The sequence below is a fragment of the Burkholderia sp. MSMB1835 genome (genome assembly GCF_001526365.1).
Taxonomy (GTDB): domain Bacteria; phylum Pseudomonadota; class Gammaproteobacteria; order Burkholderiales; family Burkholderiaceae; genus Burkholderia.
Genome location: NZ_LOYP01000041.1, coordinates 39,791 through 55,776, shown reverse-complemented (window position 1 = coordinate 55,776; position 15,986 = coordinate 39,791). Strand labels below are relative to the sequence as shown.

The following is a 15,986-nucleotide window of genomic DNA, read 5'->3' as shown; positions in this document are numbered from 1 at the left end:
GGCATCGGTAAAATGGCAAACAGTCCGCAATTATAGCGAGTGCCCGCGCGCGAGCCGGGCGCCCGCATCTCAAGGGAGAATGCCATGCCATCGTTCGACGTCGTTTCCGAAGCGAACATGATCGAAGTGAAGAACGCCATCGAGCAGTCGAACAAGGAAATTTCGACGCGCTTCGACTTCAAGGGCTCCGATGCACGCGTCGAGCAGAAGGAACGCGAGCTGACGCTGTTCGCCGACGACGATTTCAAGCTCGGCCAGGTCAAGGATGTGCTGATCGGCAAGCTGGCCAAGCGCAACGTCGACGTGCGCTTCCTCGACTACGGCAAGGTCGAGAAGATCGGCGGCGACAAGGTCAAGCAGATCGTCACCGTGAAGAAAGGCGTGACGGGCGACCTCGCGAAGAAGATCGTGCGCCTCGTGAAGGACAGCAAGATCAAGGTGCAGGCGAGCATCCAGGGCGACGCGGTGCGCATCTCGGGCGCGAAACGCGACGACCTGCAAAGCACGATCGCGATGCTGCGCAAGGACGTGACCGACACGCCGCTCGACTTCAACAACTTCCGCGACTGACCGGCCGCCGGCTCGTCGCGTCGTCCGGCCGGGCCCCGCCTACGCGGCGCGCCCGGCGCGCGGCAAGCGCCGCGCGTTCTCAGGCTTTTCCGCCGTCCTGCGCGCCGCCGTCCGCGGCCGCCTTCTTCTTGTCGCCGATCCGGCTCTCCTGCCCCGCGAGCAGCTTCGAAATGTTGCCGCGGTGACGCCACACGAGCAGCACGCTCATCGCGAGCACGGCCCAGGCGATCGGGTTGTGGCCCGGCATACCGAACAGGAACACGTCGAACACTGGCGCGAACACGGCCGCCACCAGCGCCGCGAGCGACGAATAGCGGAAGAAGAACGCGACGATCAACCAGGTCAACGCGGTCGCGAGCCCGAGCACCGGGTGCACGGCGAGCAGCACGCCGGCCGCGGTCGCGACGCCCTTGCCGCCCTGGAAGCGGAAGAACACCGGGTACAGATGGCCGAGGAACACCGCGATCGCGACCCACGCGACCGCGACGTCGGGCAGGCCGAAGCGCCGCGCGAGCCAGACGGCGATCCAGCCCTTGAACGCGTCGCCGACGAGCGTCAGGATCGCGGCCTTCTTGTTGCCGCTGCGCAGCACGTTGGTCGCGCCGGGATTCTTCGATCCATACGAACGCGGGTCGGCCAGGCCCATCACGGAACTGACGACGACGGCGAACGACACCGAACCGATCAGGTAGGCAACGAGGGCGGCGAGCAGGGTCTGCATGCGGGGAACTCTTCTTTCAACGTATCGGGAAAGGGACGGCGGTGCGCGGCAAGCCGGCAAGCCGAAACGGCGCCCATTCTACCGAACGGGCGCGGACTGCCACGAAGGTGAAACCCTCAGTCGACGCTCGCGCACTGCACGGGCTGCGCGCCGAGCAGCGACGTGAGCACCGCCGGCGCGAGGCTGACGAGGTAGCCGCGCCGGCCGCCGTTCAGGTAGATCGTCGGCAATTCGAGGATCGTCGCCTCGACGTAGACCGGCATCGCCTTGCGTGTGCCGAACGGCGACGTGCCGCCGACGAGATAGCCCGAATGGCGGTTCGCGACCTCGGGCTTGCACGGCTCGACCCGCTTCGCGCCGATCTGCCGCGCGAGATTCTTCGTCGACACGGTGCGGTCGCCGTGCATCAGCACGATCAACGGCTTCGCGTGTTCGTCTTCCATCACGAGCGTCTTCACGACGCGATGCTCGTCGACGCCGAGCTGGCGCGCCGATTCGCCGGTGCCGCCGTGCTCGACGTATTCGTACGGATGCTCGCCGAATGCGACGCCGTGGCGGCGCAGCAACTGGGTTGCGGGGGTTTCGGACACGTGTCGGGATTTGCTCATGGCGGCATTTTAATGGCGAACGATCGGCGCGCGCGATGGCATGCCCGCGCCAACGCTATACTCGCGGCCCGTTTTCCCGCCGGCGGCCCGCCGCATCGCGACGACGATCGCACGCGCCATCGTTGCGGACATCGCGAAGCGCTATTGACCGATTGGCCGATTGTGGCGCGCGCCCAGCCATGGCACGATCGTTCGCAAATATTGTCGGCCGCCGCCGGCCCCTCTACTGGAGACGCCATGCCCTCGCCCCGCCGTTCATCCGAATCGCTCGACGTCGATGCGCTGCTCGCCGCGCTGCCGCGGCGCATCGCCGACGTGCCCGCCCAGCGGGCCGCGCAATCGCCTGCGCATCCGGCGCTGATCGAAGATGCGCGCCGCCTGTCGTACGGCGAGCTGGCGCGGGCCATCGAAGCGGCGGCGGCACGGCTGGCGAGCCTCGGCGTGCAAGGCGGCGACCGCGTGATGATCGTCGCGGAAAACTGCGTCGCGCAGATCGTGCTGCTGTTCGCGGCCGCCCGCCTCGACGCGTGGGCGCTCCTGTCGAACGCGCGGCTGTCGGCCGCCGAGCTCGACGCGATCGCCGCGCATGCGCGCCCGAAGCTGATCGCGTTCACGACGGACGTCTCCCCCGATGCGCGCGCCCATGCCGAGCGGCTCGGCGCCACACCCGCCGGCGCGCTGCCGATCGACATCGGCGCGTGGTCGTATCGGGTCGATGCGGGCGCGCCCGCCGAACCGGTGGCCGCCGACGGTGCCGAGCAATGCGCGGCGCTGATCTACACGACGGGCACGACCGGTATGCCGAAAGGCGTGATGCTGTCGCACCGCAACCTGCTGTTCATCGCGGCGACGTCGAGCACGCTGCGCCGCGTGTCGCCCGACGACGTCGCCTACACGGTGCTGCCCGTGTCCCACGTGTACGGGCTCGCGTCGGTGTGCCTGGGCAGCCTGTACGCGGGCGCGACGCTGCGGCTCGCGCCGCGCTTCTCGCCGGAAGCCGTCCGCGTCGCGCTCGCCGACGAAGGCGTCACGATCTTCCAGGGCGTGCCCGCGATGCACGCGAAGCTGCTCGAACACCTGCACACGCACGGTCACGCATGGCGCGCGCCGCGGCTGCGCTTCGCGTATTCGGGCGGCTCGCCGCTCGATGCGAACCTGAAGGCGCGCGTCGAGCGCCTGTACGGCGTGCCGCTGCACAACGGCTACGGGATGACCGAAAGCAGCCCGACGATCACGCAGACGCCGCTCGACGCGCCGCGCACGGACAGTTCGGTCGGCGTGCCGATTCCGGGCGTCGACCTGCGGATCGTCGCGCCGGACGGCACCGACGTGCGGCCCGGCGAAGTCGGCGAGATCCGCGTGCGCGGGCCGAACGTGATGCTCGGCTACTACCGCGACGCGGACGCGACGCGCGCGGCCGTGTCGCCGGACGGCTGGCTGAGCACCGGCGATCTCGCGCGGCAGGACGCGGACGGCGCGGTGACGATCGCGGGCCGCAGCAAGGAGCTGATCATCCGCTCGGGCTTCAACGTGTATCCGGTCGAGGTCGAACAGGTGCTGAACGCGCATCCGGACGTCGTGCAGGCGGCCGTGATCGGCCGCGCGATCGAAGGCAACGAGGAAGTGCTCGCGTTCGTCGAGCTGGTGCCGGGCGCGACGGCGGACGACGCGGCATTGCACGCATGGTGTGCGGATCGGCTCGCGGCCTACAAACGCCCTGCGCATATCCGCGTACTCGCTGCGCTGCCGGCCGCGTCGACCGGCAAGGTGCTCAAGCACCGGCTGCGCGAACTGGTCTGACGCGGCCGCCGCACACGCGTGAGCCCGCATCGGCGCGCGCGCAGCGCCGCGTCGCATGCACGCGTCGCGCGTCAGCCGCGCGGGTGGTGCTGCGCATGCAGCGTCTTGAGCCGCTCGCGCGCGACGTGCGTATAGATCTGCGTGGTCGAGATGTCGCTGTGGCCGAGCAGCAACTGCACGACGCGCAGGTCGGCGCCGTGGTTCAGCAGGTGCGTCGCGAACGCATGCCGCAGCGTGTGCGGCGACAGGTGCGCGCGCACGTCGGCCTGCTGCGCGTGCCGCTTGATGATGTTCCAGAACTGCTGGCGCGTCATCCCGTCGCCGCGTGCGGTCACGAACAGCGCGTCGGCCGCGCGCGCGCCGAGCAGCGCCGGCCGCGCGTCGCGCAGGTAGCGTTCGATCCAGCCGTGCGCGACTTCGCCGAACGGCACGAGCCGCTCCTTCGCACCCTTGCCCATCACGCGCACGACGCCTTCGTTGAGGCCGACCTCGACCGTCTTCAGCGTCACGAGTTCGCTCACGCGCAGCCCGCTCGCATACATCAGCTCGAGCATCGTGCGATCGCGCAGGCCGAGCGGCGTGTCGATGTCGGGCGCGCCGAGCAGCGCCTCGACCTGCGCCTCGGACAGCGTCGACGGAAACCGGGCCCCCTGTTTCGCCGACGTGATCCGCAGCGTCGGGTCGGCGCTCGCGCGATGCTCGCGCACGGCCCAGCCGTAATAGCGGCGGAACACGGACAGGCGCCGGTTCGACGACGTCGCCTTGCCGTCGCTGCGCGCGGCGATGTAGCCCGTCACCATCGCCTCGTCGGCCGAGTCGAGCGGCGCGTCGTGCGTCGCGGCCAGCCATTGGGAAAACAGTGCCAGGTCGCGCCGGTACGCATCGAGCGTGTTGCGCGCGAGCCCGTGCTCGAGCCACAGCGCATCGCAGAACACGTCGATCGACGCGCGACTCGCGAGCAGCGCGGGCGACGCCGCGACGGCATCGCCGTCGGCTTCGGGGGAAATCAGCGGTTCGCTCATCGGTACGGCACGCCCTCGTGCGTCAGCAGCCAGCGCTTCACTTGCTGGTAATAACCATTGTCGTCGTGGTTCGCGAACCCGCCGAGGCCGCCCGCCGCGACGACGCGATGGCACGGAATCACGAGCGGGAAGTAGTTCGCGCCGCACGCCTGGCCGACCGCGCGCGGCGCGCTGCCGATCCGCTTCGCGACCTGGCCGTAGGTCAGCACCGTACCGGGCGGGATAGCGCTGATCACGTCCCACACGCGGTGCTGGAATGCGCTGCCGACGTCGGCGAGCGGCAGGTCGAAGCGGGCGGACGCGCGCTCGAAATAACGTTCGATCTGCTCGACCGCGCGTTTCGCGAGCGCCGAATCCGGCTCGACCGACTTCATCGACTCGGGCAGATAGACGATCTCGCGCACCACCGCGGCATCGGTGCGGATGCCGACCTTGCCGAACGGCGCGTCGATGACTGCGTTGAACATTGCCTTCTCCTGACCGGGGATGCGCGCGGCCCTGACCGCGCGCCGACGACACTTTACGCCGCCTTCACGCGGCGCGCAGCGCCCATTCGACATGCTCGCGCACGACCGGCGACGGATCGTCGGCCCGCGCGCGCAGCGCGGCGACGATCGCGTCGCGCGCGGACGGGTCGAGCCGGTCCGCGCCGGCGCGCAGCGCATTGCCGAGCCCGACCGCGAGATTGCGCAGCCAGCTTTCGTAGCCGATGCGCCGGATCGCGCTGCCCTGCATCCGCGTATCGAACGCGTCGGCGTCCCACGCGAACAGCTCGACGAGCGTCGCGCGGTCGAGGCCGTGCCGCACGTCGAAATCGGCGACGGGTGCGGCCTGCGCGAACTTGTTCCACGGGCACACGAGCTGGCAGTCGTCGCAGCCGTACACGCGATTGCCGATCATCGGCCGCAGCGGCTCGGGGATGCTGCCTTTCAGTTCGATCGTCAGATACGAAATGCAGCGGCGCGCATCGACGCGGTACGGCTCGACGATCGCGCCGGTCGGGCATGCGTCGAGGCAGCGCGTGCAACTGCCGCAATGCGCGCCGGGCGTCTCGGGCGCGGTGTCGGGCGACGTGTGCGCATCGGTCGGCAGCGGCAGGTCGACGTAGATCTCGCCGAGAAAGAACAGCGAGCCGGCATCGCGCTGCAGCAGCAGCGTGTGCTTGCCGCGCCAGCCGACCCCGGCCTTCTGCGCGAGCTCGACTTCGAGCACGGGCGCCGAATCGGTGAACACGCGGTAGCCGAACCCGCCGATCTCGTGCTCGATGCGCTCCGCGAGCGTCTGCAGCCGGTTGCGCAGCACCTTGTGATAGTCGCGGCCGCGCGCATAGATCGACACGACGGCCGCCTGCGGATCGTCGAGCCGCGCCCGTTCGCGCGCGCGCCAGTCGTGCGCAACGAGCGCACCGGGCTCGCCGCCGGACGCACCGTCGGCGCGCGTCTGGGCCGGCAAATAGGCGAGCCGCACGGAGATCACGCGTCGCGTACCGGCCACAAGTTCGGCCGGCCGCGCGCGTTTCATCCCATGTTTGGCCATATAATCCATTTCGCCGTGGTATCCGGCTTCCAGCCAGGCGGCGAGGCCTGCTTCGGCATCCGAGAGATCGGTATCGCTGATGCCGATCGCCCCGAAACCCAATTCGCGCCCCCACGCCCTGATGCGAGCGGCGAGCGCAGCCAACGCCGCATCGTCGAGCGCGCACGGCGCCGCGTCTTCGCCACGAGTCGAAGGCCTGTCGGATGCGGCGCGTTCCGGTAGTCGGTTCATCGCACTATTTTACGAGAATGCCAGCCACGTCCAGCCAACCGCCTCATCCCACGTTGCCCGCCCCGCTCGCGGAGCGCGTGATCGCGCTCGCAGACGAAGCGGCAACCGAGGCCTTCGGCACGCGTTTCGCGCACGCGCTCGACGCTGCACGCATCGCGCTCGACCGCGCCCATGCGTTCGACGGGCTGCAGGTCCAGCTGGTCGGCGATCTCGGCGCGGGCAAGACGACCCTCGTGCGCGCGATCCTGCGCGGCCTCGGCCACTCGGGGCGCGTGCGCAGCCCGACCTATACGCTCGTCGAGCCGTACGCGCTCGAACGCAGCGATGGGGAACTCGAGGTCTATCACTTCGATCTGTATCGATTCAACGATCCGGCCGAATGGTCCGATGCAGGTTTTCGCGAATATTTCAATTCCAGCGCGATCTGCCTCGTCGAATGGCCACAACGGGCGGGCGCCCTGCTCGGCGTGCCCGATCTGGTTTTCTCGCTCGACGTGGACGGCGACGGCCGCGCCCTCACCGTCCGTGCGTACAGCGCTTCAGGAAAGGCATGTCTCGAAAGATGTTGATCAAACCGTTCCGCTCGATCGAATCGGCGGCCACCGCGACGCACAACTGGCGGCGCCGTCAAATCCTGCGCGCGGGGGCGTCGACGCTGGTGCTCGGTCTCGTCGCGCCGCGACTCGCGCACGCGTCGTCGGTGCTCGGCGTGCGCGTGTGGCCCGCGCGCGATTACACGCGCGTCACGATCGAATCCGACCAGCCGCTGCAGAATAGCCAACAGTTGCTGCAGGGTCCCGACCGGCTCGTCGTCGACCTGAGCGGCCTCGACCTGGACCAGGCGCTGCGCGACCTCGTATCGAAGATCGCGCCGAACGATCCGCAGATCCAGTCGGTGCGCGTCGGCCAGTATCAGCCGCACGTCGTGCGGATGGTGTTCGACCTGAAAGGCTCGGTGAAGCCGCAGGTGTTCACGCTGCCGCCCGTCGGCACGTACAAGTACCGGCTCGTGTTCGACCTGTATCCGGCCGTCGCGCCCGATCCGCTGTCCGACCTGATCGCGCAGACGGAACGCAAGGAACAGGCGCTCAACGACACCGCGCGCGCGCAGCAGATGCAGCCGCCGCCGGCGCTGGCCGGCCCAGGCACGCCGCCGCCCGCCGCGGGCGACAACAGCGACGCGTTCTTCCAGCGTTTCGCGCAGAACACGCCGGCCACGCCGCATGCGCCGCCGTCCGCCGGCACGCCGTCGACGCCCGCGAAGCCGGCCGTCAAGCCGCCGCCCGTCATCGCGCGCCGCGACGACAGCGACGACGACGGCGACACCTACAAGTTCACCGCGCCGAAATCCGGCAAGGGCGGCACCGTGCGCCTGCTGACGGTCGCGATCGACCCGGGCCACGGCGGCGAGGATCCGGGCGCGATCGGCGGCGCCGGCACGTACGAGAAGCACATCGCGCTCGACATCGCGAAGAAGCTGCGCGCGAAGATCGACGCCGCACCGAACATGCGCGCGATGATGACGCGCGACGCCGATTTCTTCGTGCCGCTGAACGTGCGCGTGCAGAAGGCGCGTCGCGTCGGCGCGGATCTCTTCGTGTCGATCCACGCGGACGCGTTCACGACGCCGTCCGCGCGCGGCTCGTCGGTGTTCGCGCTGTCCGACCACGGCGCGACGAGCGCCGCGGCGCGCTGGATGGCGAACAAGGAAAATTCGTCGGACCTGATCGGCGGCATCAACATCAAGACGGCGGACGCGGCAGTGAACCGCGCGCTGTTCGACATGTCGACGACCGCGCAGATCCGCGACTCGCTGCGCTACGGCAACTACGTGCTGAAGGAAGTGGGCGGGATCAACAAGCTGCACAAGGGCTCGGTCGAGCAGGCCGGGTTCGCGGTGCTGAAGGCGCCCGACATTCCGTCGATCCTCGTCGAAACCGCATTCATCAGCAACCCGGACGAAGAGCGCCGGCTCAACGACGACAGTTATCGCGACGAGATGGCCGATGCGATCTTCCGCGGCATCAAGCGCTATTTCGCCGCGAATCCGCCGCTCGCGAAGAACCGGATGGCCTGAGCGCCGCCCGCTCCCTGCCGCCGGCACGCAGCGCGTGCCGGCGCGTCACGACGCCGCGACGCGGCTCAGCAGTTTCCCGCCGAACACGTTCACCGCGAGCCCGCCCATCACGAGCGCGGCGCCGATCAGCTGTGCTTGCGTCAGGTGTTCGTCGAGCAGCAGCGCCGACGACGCGAGCCCGACGATCGGCACCAGCAGCGAGAACTGCGCGACCTGCGCGGCCGGGTAGCGCGACATCAGGCGGCTCCACAGCCCGTAACCGAGCAGCGTCGCGACGAACGCGAGATAGACGACCGCGAAGATCGACGCGCCGCTCAGGCCGGCGAGCGCGGTCGCGATCCGCTGCGGCCCTTCGAACCACAGCGACAGCAGGAAGAACGGCACGGGCGGCACGAGGCTCGCCCACACGACGAGCGACACGAGGTTCGCCCGCCCGACCTTCTTCGTGACGATATTGCCGACGGCCCACATCGCGGCCGCGCAGATCGTCAGCAGGAAGCCCGCGAGCGTCATCGTGCGGCCGCCCTGCGCGGCGATCACGACGAGCCCGCCCGCGGCGATCGCGAGCCCGATCAGGTTCTGCGCGCGCAGCCGCTCGCCGAGGAACAGCATCGCGAACACCAGCGTGAAGAACGCCTGCGACTGCAGCACGAGCGATGCGAGGCCGGCCGGCATGCCGACGTACATGCCGGTGAACAGGAACACGAACTGGCCGAGCTGGATCGTCGCGCCGTACAGTATCAGCAGCCGCCACGAAATCTGCGGCCGGCGCACGAAGAACACCGCGGGCACGGCCGCGAGCGTGAAGCGCAGCGCGCCGAGCAGCATCGGCGGCATGCCGTGCAGGCCGACCTTGATCACGACGAAGTTCACGCCCCACGCCAGGATCACGACCAGTGCGAGCAGCAAGTCCTTGGGGGCCATCATCGGCGTCTCCTTCGATTGTCGAATCGTTGTCGTGAAGCCGGTCAGTCTACCGGGTTTCGCGGTCCGGCCCGATACCCGCGCGGCGCGCATGGAATCGGCGGCGTGCGCATCGGCGTGCGCATCGGCGTGCGCAGCGGCGCGTGCATCGGCTTGTGCAACGCGGTGGACACCGCACGACGCATGCCTGCCGCGGCCGCATCGCACCGCGCGCGTTTCGCGTTCCCGTCACGCGCGCCGCCGCGCCGCCAGTACAATGACCGGCAATCCAGCCGTTCCCACGAGGCCCGCCATGACCGACTCGATCAAAGCCCTGCTCAAGCCGCACGTGCGCGACATCGGCAACCTGCAGGTGCGCCGCACGCTGCCCGCGCTCGCCGCACGCCTCGTCGGCCCGTTCATCTTCTTCGATCACATGGGTCCCGCCGTGCTGCCGGCCGGCACGGGGCTCGACGTGCGCCCGCATCCGCACATCGGGCTCGCAACGGTCACCTACCTGTTCGACGGCGCGATCCTGCACCGCGACAGCCTCGGCTCACGGCAGGAAATCGTGCCGGGCGACGTGAACTGGATGACGGCCGGCCGCGGCATCGTCCACTCGGAGCGCACGCCGGACGCGCAGCGCGCCAGCGGCCACACCGTGCACGGGATCCAGACCTGGGTCGCGCTGCCGCAAGCGCACGAGACGACCGAGCCGTCGTTCGAGCACCATGCGGCCGACACGCTGCCCAAGCGCGACGAACACGGCGTGTCGCTGACGGTGATCGCCGGCGACGCGTTCGGGCTGCGCTCGCCCGTGACGACGTTCTCGCGCACGCTGTACGTCGCGGCCGAATTCGCGGCCGGCGGCCGGCTCGAACTCGATGCGTCGCACGAGGAGCGCGCGGTCTACGTGGTCGACGGCGAGCTCGCGATCGACGGCACGCCGGTGCCGGCCGAACGGATGGCCGTGCTCGCGCCGGGTGCGACGGTCACGCTGACGAGCGGCAGCGGCGCGCGCGCGATGCTGCTCGGCGGCGACCGGATCGATGGCGAACGCTTCATCGAGTGGAATTTCGTCGCGAGCAGCCGCGACGCGATCGAGCGTGCGAAAGCGGCCTGGACGCGGCAGGAGATGGGCAAGGTGCCGGGCGAAACCGAGTGGATTCCGCTGCCCGAATCGAAGCCGCGTTGAAAAAGCGGCGCGCCACCCCCATCCTGACGATATTCGAACGGAAGAGAACGACATGGACACCACGCTTGCCACATTCGAGAAAGACGTCATCGAGGCGTCGCTGGACACGCCCGTGCTGGTCGACTTCTGGGCGCCGTGGTGCGGCCCCTGCAAGACGCTCGGTCCGCTGCTGGAAAAGCTCGAAGCCGACTACGCAGGCCGCTGGAAGCTCGTGAAGGTCAACGTCGACGAGAACCAGGAACTCGCCGCGCACTTCCAGACGCGCAGCATCCCGCACGTGATCGCGTTCGCCGACGGGCGCCCGGTCGACCAGTTCGTCGGCGTGCTGCCCGAAGGCCAGTTGCGCGCGTTCCTCGACCGGCTGCTGCCGGCCGCCGAGGAAGCCGAGCGCCGCGCCGCGCAGTATGCGATGGCCGAACAGCGCTTCGACGATGCGCGCGCGCACCTCGAAGCGGCGCTCGCGCTGAACCCCGGCTACGACGACGCGCGCCTCGACCTGATCGAGCTGCAGCTCGCGCGCAACGAGGTCGACGCCGCGCGCGCCGAAACCGAACGCCTGTCGCCGCAAACCGTGCAGAACGGCGACCCGCGCTACCAGGCGATCAAGACCCGCTTCGACGCGCTCGACGCCACGGCCGACCTGCCGCCGACCGACGCGCTCGAAGCGCGCATCGCGGCGAACCCGGCCGATCTCGACGCGCGCTTCGACCTCGCGCAGAGCCTGATCGCGCGGCGCGCGTACGAAGGCGCGCTGGAACAGTTGCTGGAAATCGTGACGCGCGATCGCGCCTACGGCGACGACCTCGGCCGCCGCACGATGATCTCGGTGTTCGAACTGGCCGGCGATCGCCCCGACCTCGTCGCCGCGTGGCGACGCAAGCTGAGCATGGCGCTCAACTGATGCGCGCCCGGCCGGGCCGCGATAGCCCGGCCGCATCGCCGTATCGCGCGCGGCACGTCACCCGCGCCGCGGCATCGTCTTGCCCTGCCCGCGCGCCGCGCGCTCAGCCGGCCGCCTGTGCCGCGATCGCCCGCAGCGCATGCGCGGCGGCCGCGAACCCGAAGCTCGCGGTCACGCACACGCTCGAACCGAAGCCCGCGCAGTTGAGCCCCGCGACGTGCGCGGCCGCGGACGGCTCCGCGCCGTCCTCGATGTCGCAGGCCGCCGCTTCCGGATAGATCAGCGGCTCGTCCGAATACACGGCGCTGACCTTGAAACGCGCCTTCGGCCCGCGCGGAAAACCGTGCTGCTTGCGCAACTGCGCGCGCACCTTCGACAACAGCGGATCCTGGATCGTCAGCGCGAGATCGTCGATGCGGATGCGTGTCGGATCGAGCTGGCCGCCCGCGCCGCCGACGACGATCAACGGCTGCCGCTTCGCGACGCACCATGCGATCAGCGCGACCTTCGTGCGCACGCTGTCGATCGCGTCGATCACGTAGTCGAAGCCGCCGCCGAGCAGCGCGTCGAAGTTGTCGGGCTCGACGAAATCCTCGATGCGGTTCACGCGGCACGCGGGGTCGATCAGCGCGATCCGCTCGGCCATCGCGTCGACCTTCGGCTTGCCGTAATTGCCGTCGAGCGCATGGACCTGCCGGTTCGTGTTGCTTTCCGCGACGTTGTCGAGATCGATCAGCGTCAGCGTGCCGACCGCGTTGCGCGCGAGCGCCTCGGCCACCCACGACCCGACGCCGCCGATCCCGATCACCGCGACGTGCGCCCGTTCGAACGCGGCGGCGGCCGGCGCGCCGTACAGGCGCGCGACGCCGCCGAAACGCCGCGCGCGATCCACGTCAAGCCGGATTTCCGGGGTCGGGGTAAGATCGGAAGAACTGGGCGGGGCAGCGTCGGCGGAGGACATGGCAGCAAGGAAAACGTAAGTCGTGCAGCCCTCTATTTTGCCTGAACTCCCCGCTCGCACGCGCCACTGTGCACGCACGATTCTCGCGCGTTCGCTATACTGGCCCCAGATTGAAGCGTTTGCATAACATGACGACTCTCGCCGATCTCCGCATCAACTATTCGCGTGCTTCGCTCGACGAGGCCGATGCCGCCCCCGACCCCTTCGCCCAGTTCGATCGCTGGTTCAAGGAGGCGCTCGCCGCCAAGCTGCCCGAGCCGAACACGATGACGCTCGCGACCGTCGGCGCCGACGGCCGGCCGTCGGCCCGGATCGTGCTCATCAAGGGCGTCGACGAACGCGGGTTCGTCTTCTTCACCAATTACGAAAGCCGCAAGGGCCACGATCTCGCCGTGCATCCGCAAGCCGCGCTGCTGTTCTACTGGATCGAGCTCGAGCGCCAGGTTCGCATCGAAGGCCGGATCGAGAAAACCAGCGCGGAAGAAAGCGACCGCTATTTCGCGTCGCGCCCGCTCGGCTCGCGCATCGGCGCATGGGCGTCGGAGCAGAGCACCGTGATCGACAGCCGCGCGACGCTCGAAGCGCGCGAACGGGCCGTCAGCGAGCGCTACGGCGACGACCCGCCGCGCCCGCCGCACTGGGGCGGCTACCGCCTCGTGCCCGACTCGATCGAGTTCTGGCAGGGGCGTCCGTCGCGGCTGCACGACCGCCTGCTCTATACGCGCGACGCCGCGGCGGCGTCGGGCTGGACGATCTCGCGCCTGTCGCCGTAAGCGCGCCGCCGGCGCGTGCCGGCCGTGTCTCGTGTTGCATCCGGGCGCCCGCGCGGCAAGCGGCGGGCGCCGGTCAAGATACTTGGCTGTATTCGATTCAACGAACAAACGGAGAATCCAAATGTTCTGGGAAAAGAAGCTGGCACAGTGGGCGGATGAAGTACGGGCGAAGGCGAACATACCGGCGCGCCTCGTGCTGTGGAACGGCGAACAACTCGATTTCGGCACCTTCAGCGCGCCGCAGGTCACGCTGAAGGTGAACAGCGCATCGGCGTTGCCGCTGCTGCTCGAACCGAGCCTCGACAATCTCGGCGAGGCGTACGTGAAGGGCAAGATCGACATCGAAGGCAAGCTGTCGGACATCATCAACATCGGCTACTCGCTCGCGCGCAGCACCGTGACGAGCGCGAGCAAGCTCGCGCGGGTGAAGCGCTACTTCAATCACACGAAGAGCACCGACAAGAAGGCGATCCAGTACCACTACGACGTCTCGAACGCGTTCTACCGGCTGTGGCTCGACGAGAACATGGTGTACTCATGCGCGTACTTCGAGAACGGCGACGAGGATCTCGCCACCGCGCAGATCAAGAAGATCGACCACATCCTGACGAAGATCCGGCTCGAGCCCGGGCAGCGTCTGCTCGACATCGGCTGCGGCTGGGGCGCGCTCGTGCTGCGCGCCGCGCAGAAGTTCGGCGCGACGTGTCTCGGCGTGACGCTGTCGCAGAACCAGTTCGACCTCGCGACCGCGCGCGTGAAGGCGGCGGGGCTCGAAGACCGGATCGAGATTCGTCTGCAGGATTACCGCGAGATCGAAGGCCAGTTCGACCGCATCACGAGCGTCGGGATGTTCGAGCACGTCGGCCGCAAGAACCTGCCGCTCTATTTCTCGCGCATCCGCGAGCTGCTGACCGACGACGGCATCGCGATGAACCACGGGATCACGTCGACCGACGCGGAAAGCGGCGAAACGGCGCTCGGCGGCGGCGAATTCATCGATCGCTACGTGTTCCCGGACGGCGAGCTGCCGCACATCAGCCTGGCGCTCGAAGCCGCGCAGCGCGGCGGGCTCGAGGCGGTTGACGTCGAAAGCCTGCGCCGGCACTATGCGCGCACGCTCGATATCTGGACGGAAAACTTCGAAGCGAAAGCCGAAGAAGCGAGAAAGCTCGTCGACGACGAGAAATTCCGGATCTGGCGCGTGTATCTTGCCGGCTGCGCGTATGCGTTCGAGCACGACGACGTGTCGATCTTCCAGATCGTGTGCCGCAAGGCCGGACGCAGCGCGAAAACGCTGCCGTGGTCGCGGCGCTACATGTACGAACACGCGCTGCCGCGCTAGGCGGCGCCTCACGCTGGGCATGCATGGGTGACGGCAGGACGCGGCGCACGGCGCCGCCGCAACGACAGCAGCACGACGACGCCAACGAGTCGCACGCCGACGGACAATTCGACCTGTTCGGCGTGCCGACGCACGCCCCACGCGCATCGCCCGCGGACGGCGCTCGCCCCGCCGGCCCCGAAGCGCACGTGACGCCGGACGCACCAAAGGACGCGCCATCGGCGCCGCCCGCCCGCACGACTTCCCGCCCCGCCGCCGACGACACGCCTGCCCCGTCGTCCGGCCTGCTGTGGGACGAACCGTCCCCGCCGGCCGCCGCGCCGAAAAAAGGCCGCCGCCAGCGCGGCGTGCCGCCCGCGCCGGTCTCGGCGGACGTGGCCGACGTCGCGGCCGGCTTGCCGCCGAACGTGCGGCTCGGCACGTCGTCGTGGTATTTCCCCGGCTGGAACGGCATCGTCTACGACGGCGATTTCGCGCAGACGAAGCTGTCGCGCGAAGGGCTCGAAGCGTATGGCGCCCATCCGCTGCTGAAAAGCGTGAGCCTCGACCGGTCGTTCTACGGGCCGCTGTCGGTGGCCGACTACCTGCGCTACGCGCAACAGGTGCCCGACGATTTCCGCTTCGTCGTGAAAGCGCCGGCCGCGGTGACCGACGCGGTGATCCGCGGCCGGCGCGGCGAGCCGTCCGGGCCGAACCCGACCTTCCTCGATGCGCCGCTCGCGACCCGCGAATTCGTCCAGCCCTGTCTCGACGGGCTCGGCCGCAAAGCCGGCGTGCTCGTGTTCCAGTTCTCGCCGCTGCCCGATCAACTGCTCGCTGAGCCGGCCGCGCTGATCGACCGGCTCACCGCGTTCTTCGCGGCGCTGCCGCCGCTGCCGCCGGACGCCGACGGCACGCGCTATGCGATCGAGATCCGCGACGCGAGCCTGCTCACGCCGCGCTTCATCCGCGCGCTGGCCGCGCTCGGCGTGCGCTACTGCGTCGGCCTGCACGCGCGGATGCCCGACCCGCTGCGCCAGGCCGCCGCGCTCGCGCTGCTCGACGGCGACGCGCCGGGCCCGCTGATCGTGCGCTGGAGCCTGCACGGCGGCTTCAAGTACGAACAGGCGAAAGCGAAATACGAGCCGTTCGACAAGCTCGTCGACGAGGATCCGACCACGCGCTCGGCACTCGCCGAACTGGCCGCGCGCTATGCGCTGGCCGGGCAGCCGGTGATCATCACGATCAACAACAAGGCGGAAGGCTCCGCGCCGCTGTCGTGCATCGCGCTCGCACGCGAAATCGCCGCCGCGTGCGCGCAGTGGCGCAACGAGGCGGCGTGACGCCGGTTTGCGCCGGCCATGCCC

At 69.3% G+C, this 15,986-nt stretch carries 16 protein-coding genes; 9 read left to right on the top strand and 7 right to left on the bottom strand.

The window, feature by feature from the left end; all coding sequences use genetic code 11:
- Positions 1 to 84: 84 nt before the first annotated feature.
- A complete protein-coding gene (locus tag WS96_RS16245; protein ID WP_034208219.1) occupies positions 85 to 570 on the top strand; it encodes a YajQ family cyclic di-GMP-binding protein in 486 nt (161 codons plus the stop codon).
- 79 nt (positions 571 to 649) lie between these two features.
- Here the strand turns inward: WS96_RS16245 and plsY are convergent, their stop codons facing one another.
- Both plsY and ybaK read right to left on the bottom strand, forming a co-directional pair.
- On the bottom strand, positions 650 to 1,291 hold the full coding sequence (gene plsY, locus WS96_RS16240) for a glycerol-3-phosphate 1-O-acyltransferase PlsY (protein ID WP_059833791.1): 642 nt from the start codon (positions 1,289 to 1,291) through the stop codon (positions 650 to 652).
- A 116-nt stretch (positions 1,292 to 1,407) separates the two neighbouring features.
- Positions 1,408 to 1,899, bottom strand: a complete 492-nt coding sequence (gene ybaK / locus WS96_RS16235; RefSeq protein ID WP_034208221.1) for a Cys-tRNA(Pro) deacylase — start codon at positions 1,897 to 1,899, stop codon at positions 1,408 to 1,410.
- 237 nt (positions 1,900 to 2,136) lie between these two features.
- On the opposite strand from ybaK, the gene WS96_RS16230 reads away from it, so the two are divergent.
- On the top strand, positions 2,137 to 3,699 hold the full coding sequence (locus WS96_RS16230; RefSeq protein WP_059833789.1) for a class I adenylate-forming enzyme family protein: 1,563 nt from the start codon (positions 2,137 to 2,139) through the stop codon (positions 3,697 to 3,699).
- 71 nt (positions 3,700 to 3,770) lie between these two features.
- Here WS96_RS16230 and xerD read toward each other — a convergent pair whose 3' ends face one another.
- The 3 genes from xerD to queG form a co-directional block, all read right to left on the bottom strand.
- Entirely contained in the window at positions 3,771 to 4,721 is a 951-nt protein-coding gene (gene xerD / locus WS96_RS16225) for a site-specific tyrosine recombinase XerD (protein ID WP_059833787.1), read from the bottom strand.
- Positions 4,718 to 5,188 carry a methylated-DNA--[protein]-cysteine S-methyltransferase gene (locus tag WS96_RS16220; protein WP_034208224.1) on the bottom strand — a complete coding sequence of 157 codons (471 nt, stop codon included), beginning with the start codon at positions 5,186 to 5,188 and terminating at the stop codon, positions 4,718 to 4,720. Before WS96_RS16220 ends, xerD begins: the two co-directional genes overlap by 4 nt.
- A 64-nt stretch (positions 5,189 to 5,252) precedes the next feature.
- Positions 5,253 to 6,488 (bottom strand): tRNA epoxyqueuosine(34) reductase QueG, encoded by a 1,236-nt coding sequence (queG, locus tag WS96_RS16215; protein WP_059833785.1) that lies wholly within the window; start codon positions 6,486 to 6,488, stop codon positions 5,253 to 5,255.
- Between the two features lie 17 nt (positions 6,489 to 6,505).
- Between queG and tsaE the strand changes: the two genes are divergently transcribed.
- The gene (tsaE, locus tag WS96_RS16210; RefSeq protein WP_059833782.1) at positions 6,506 to 7,057 is read left to right on the top strand and encodes a tRNA (adenosine(37)-N6)-threonylcarbamoyltransferase complex ATPase subunit type 1 TsaE; all 552 of its coding nucleotides are present in this window, start codon (positions 6,506 to 6,508) and stop codon (positions 7,055 to 7,057) included.
- A complete protein-coding gene (locus tag WS96_RS16205; protein ID WP_059833780.1) occupies positions 7,039 to 8,565 on the top strand; it encodes an N-acetylmuramoyl-L-alanine amidase in 1,527 nt (508 codons plus the stop codon). Before tsaE ends, WS96_RS16205 begins: the two co-directional genes overlap by 19 nt.
- A 45-nt stretch (positions 8,566 to 8,610) precedes the next feature.
- Here the strand turns inward: WS96_RS16205 and WS96_RS16200 are convergent, their stop codons facing one another.
- Entirely contained in the window at positions 8,611 to 9,489 is an 879-nt protein-coding gene (locus WS96_RS16200) for an EamA family transporter (RefSeq protein WP_179949948.1), read from the bottom strand.
- A 292-nt stretch (positions 9,490 to 9,781) separates the two neighbouring features.
- On the opposite strand from WS96_RS16200, the gene WS96_RS16190 reads away from it, so the two are divergent.
- Both WS96_RS16190 and trxA read left to right on the top strand, forming a co-directional pair.
- Positions 9,782 to 10,663, top strand: a complete 882-nt coding sequence (locus WS96_RS16190) for a pirin family protein (protein WP_034208229.1) — start codon at positions 9,782 to 9,784, stop codon at positions 10,661 to 10,663.
- A 52-nt stretch (positions 10,664 to 10,715) separates the two neighbouring features.
- Positions 10,716 to 11,564 (top strand): thioredoxin, encoded by an 849-nt coding sequence (gene trxA, locus WS96_RS16185; protein WP_034208230.1) that lies wholly within the window; start codon positions 10,716 to 10,718, stop codon positions 11,562 to 11,564.
- A 103-nt stretch (positions 11,565 to 11,667) separates the two neighbouring features.
- On the opposite strand, the gene WS96_RS16180 is transcribed toward trxA, so the two are convergent.
- On the bottom strand, positions 11,668 to 12,525 hold the full coding sequence (locus WS96_RS16180) for a tRNA threonylcarbamoyladenosine dehydratase (RefSeq protein WP_059833775.1): 858 nt from the start codon (positions 12,523 to 12,525) through the stop codon (positions 11,668 to 11,670).
- Between the two features lie 128 nt (positions 12,526 to 12,653).
- Between WS96_RS16180 and pdxH the strand changes: the two genes are divergently transcribed.
- From pdxH to WS96_RS16165, 3 genes are all read left to right on the top strand, one after another.
- Positions 12,654 to 13,298, top strand: a complete 645-nt coding sequence (gene pdxH, locus WS96_RS16175; protein ID WP_034208232.1) for a pyridoxamine 5'-phosphate oxidase — start codon at positions 12,654 to 12,656, stop codon at positions 13,296 to 13,298.
- A gap of 121 nt (positions 13,299 to 13,419) precedes the next feature.
- Positions 13,420 to 14,640: an SAM-dependent methyltransferase gene (locus WS96_RS16170; RefSeq protein ID WP_059833772.1), complete on the top strand. Its 1,221-nt coding sequence runs from the start codon at positions 13,420 to 13,422 to the stop codon at positions 14,638 to 14,640.
- A gap of 23 nt (positions 14,641 to 14,663) precedes the next feature.
- Complete coding sequence (locus tag WS96_RS16165; RefSeq protein ID WP_059833771.1) at positions 14,664 to 15,962, top strand: DUF72 domain-containing protein; 1,299 nt, start codon at positions 14,664 to 14,666, stop codon at positions 15,960 to 15,962.
- The last annotated feature ends 24 nt before the right edge of the window (positions 15,963 to 15,986 follow it).

Bases quoted from the DNA above. Each gene is read 5' to 3' on its own strand.
- WS96_RS16245 (WP_034208219.1), top strand. From the start codon at position 85: ATGCCATCGTTCGACGTCGTTTCCGAAGCGAACATGATCGAAGTGAAG.
- plsY (WP_059833791.1), bottom strand. From the start codon at position 1,291: ATGCAGACCCTGCTCGCCGCCCTCGTTGCCTACCTGATCGGTTCGGTG.
- ybaK (WP_034208221.1), bottom strand. From the start codon at position 1,899: ATGAGCAAATCCCGACACGTGTCCGAAACCCCCGCAACCCAGTTGCTG.
- WS96_RS16230 (WP_059833789.1), top strand. From the start codon at position 2,137: ATGCCCTCGCCCCGCCGTTCATCCGAATCGCTCGACGTCGATGCGCTG.
- xerD (WP_059833787.1), bottom strand. From the start codon at position 4,721: ATGAGCGAACCGCTGATTTCCCCCGAAGCCGACGGCGATGCCGTCGCG.
- WS96_RS16220 (WP_034208224.1), bottom strand. From the start codon at position 5,188: ATGTTCAACGCAGTCATCGACGCGCCGTTCGGCAAGGTCGGCATCCGC.
- queG (WP_059833785.1), bottom strand. From the start codon at position 6,488: ATGAACCGACTACCGGAACGCGCCGCATCCGACAGGCCTTCGACTCGT.
- tsaE (WP_059833782.1), top strand. From the start codon at position 6,506: ATGCCAGCCACGTCCAGCCAACCGCCTCATCCCACGTTGCCCGCCCCG.
- WS96_RS16205 (WP_059833780.1), top strand. From the start codon at position 7,039: ATGTCTCGAAAGATGTTGATCAAACCGTTCCGCTCGATCGAATCGGCG.
- WS96_RS16200 (WP_179949948.1), bottom strand. From the start codon at position 9,489: ATGGCCCCCAAGGACTTGCTGCTCGCACTGGTCGTGATCCTGGCGTGG.
- WS96_RS16190 (WP_034208229.1), top strand. From the start codon at position 9,782: ATGACCGACTCGATCAAAGCCCTGCTCAAGCCGCACGTGCGCGACATC.
- trxA (WP_034208230.1), top strand. From the start codon at position 10,716: ATGGACACCACGCTTGCCACATTCGAGAAAGACGTCATCGAGGCGTCG.
- WS96_RS16180 (WP_059833775.1), bottom strand. From the start codon at position 12,525: ATGTCCTCCGCCGACGCTGCCCCGCCCAGTTCTTCCGATCTTACCCCG.
- pdxH (WP_034208232.1), top strand. From the start codon at position 12,654: ATGACGACTCTCGCCGATCTCCGCATCAACTATTCGCGTGCTTCGCTC.
- WS96_RS16170 (WP_059833772.1), top strand. From the start codon at position 13,420: ATGTTCTGGGAAAAGAAGCTGGCACAGTGGGCGGATGAAGTACGGGCG.
- WS96_RS16165 (WP_059833771.1), top strand. From the start codon at position 14,664: ATGGGTGACGGCAGGACGCGGCGCACGGCGCCGCCGCAACGACAGCAG.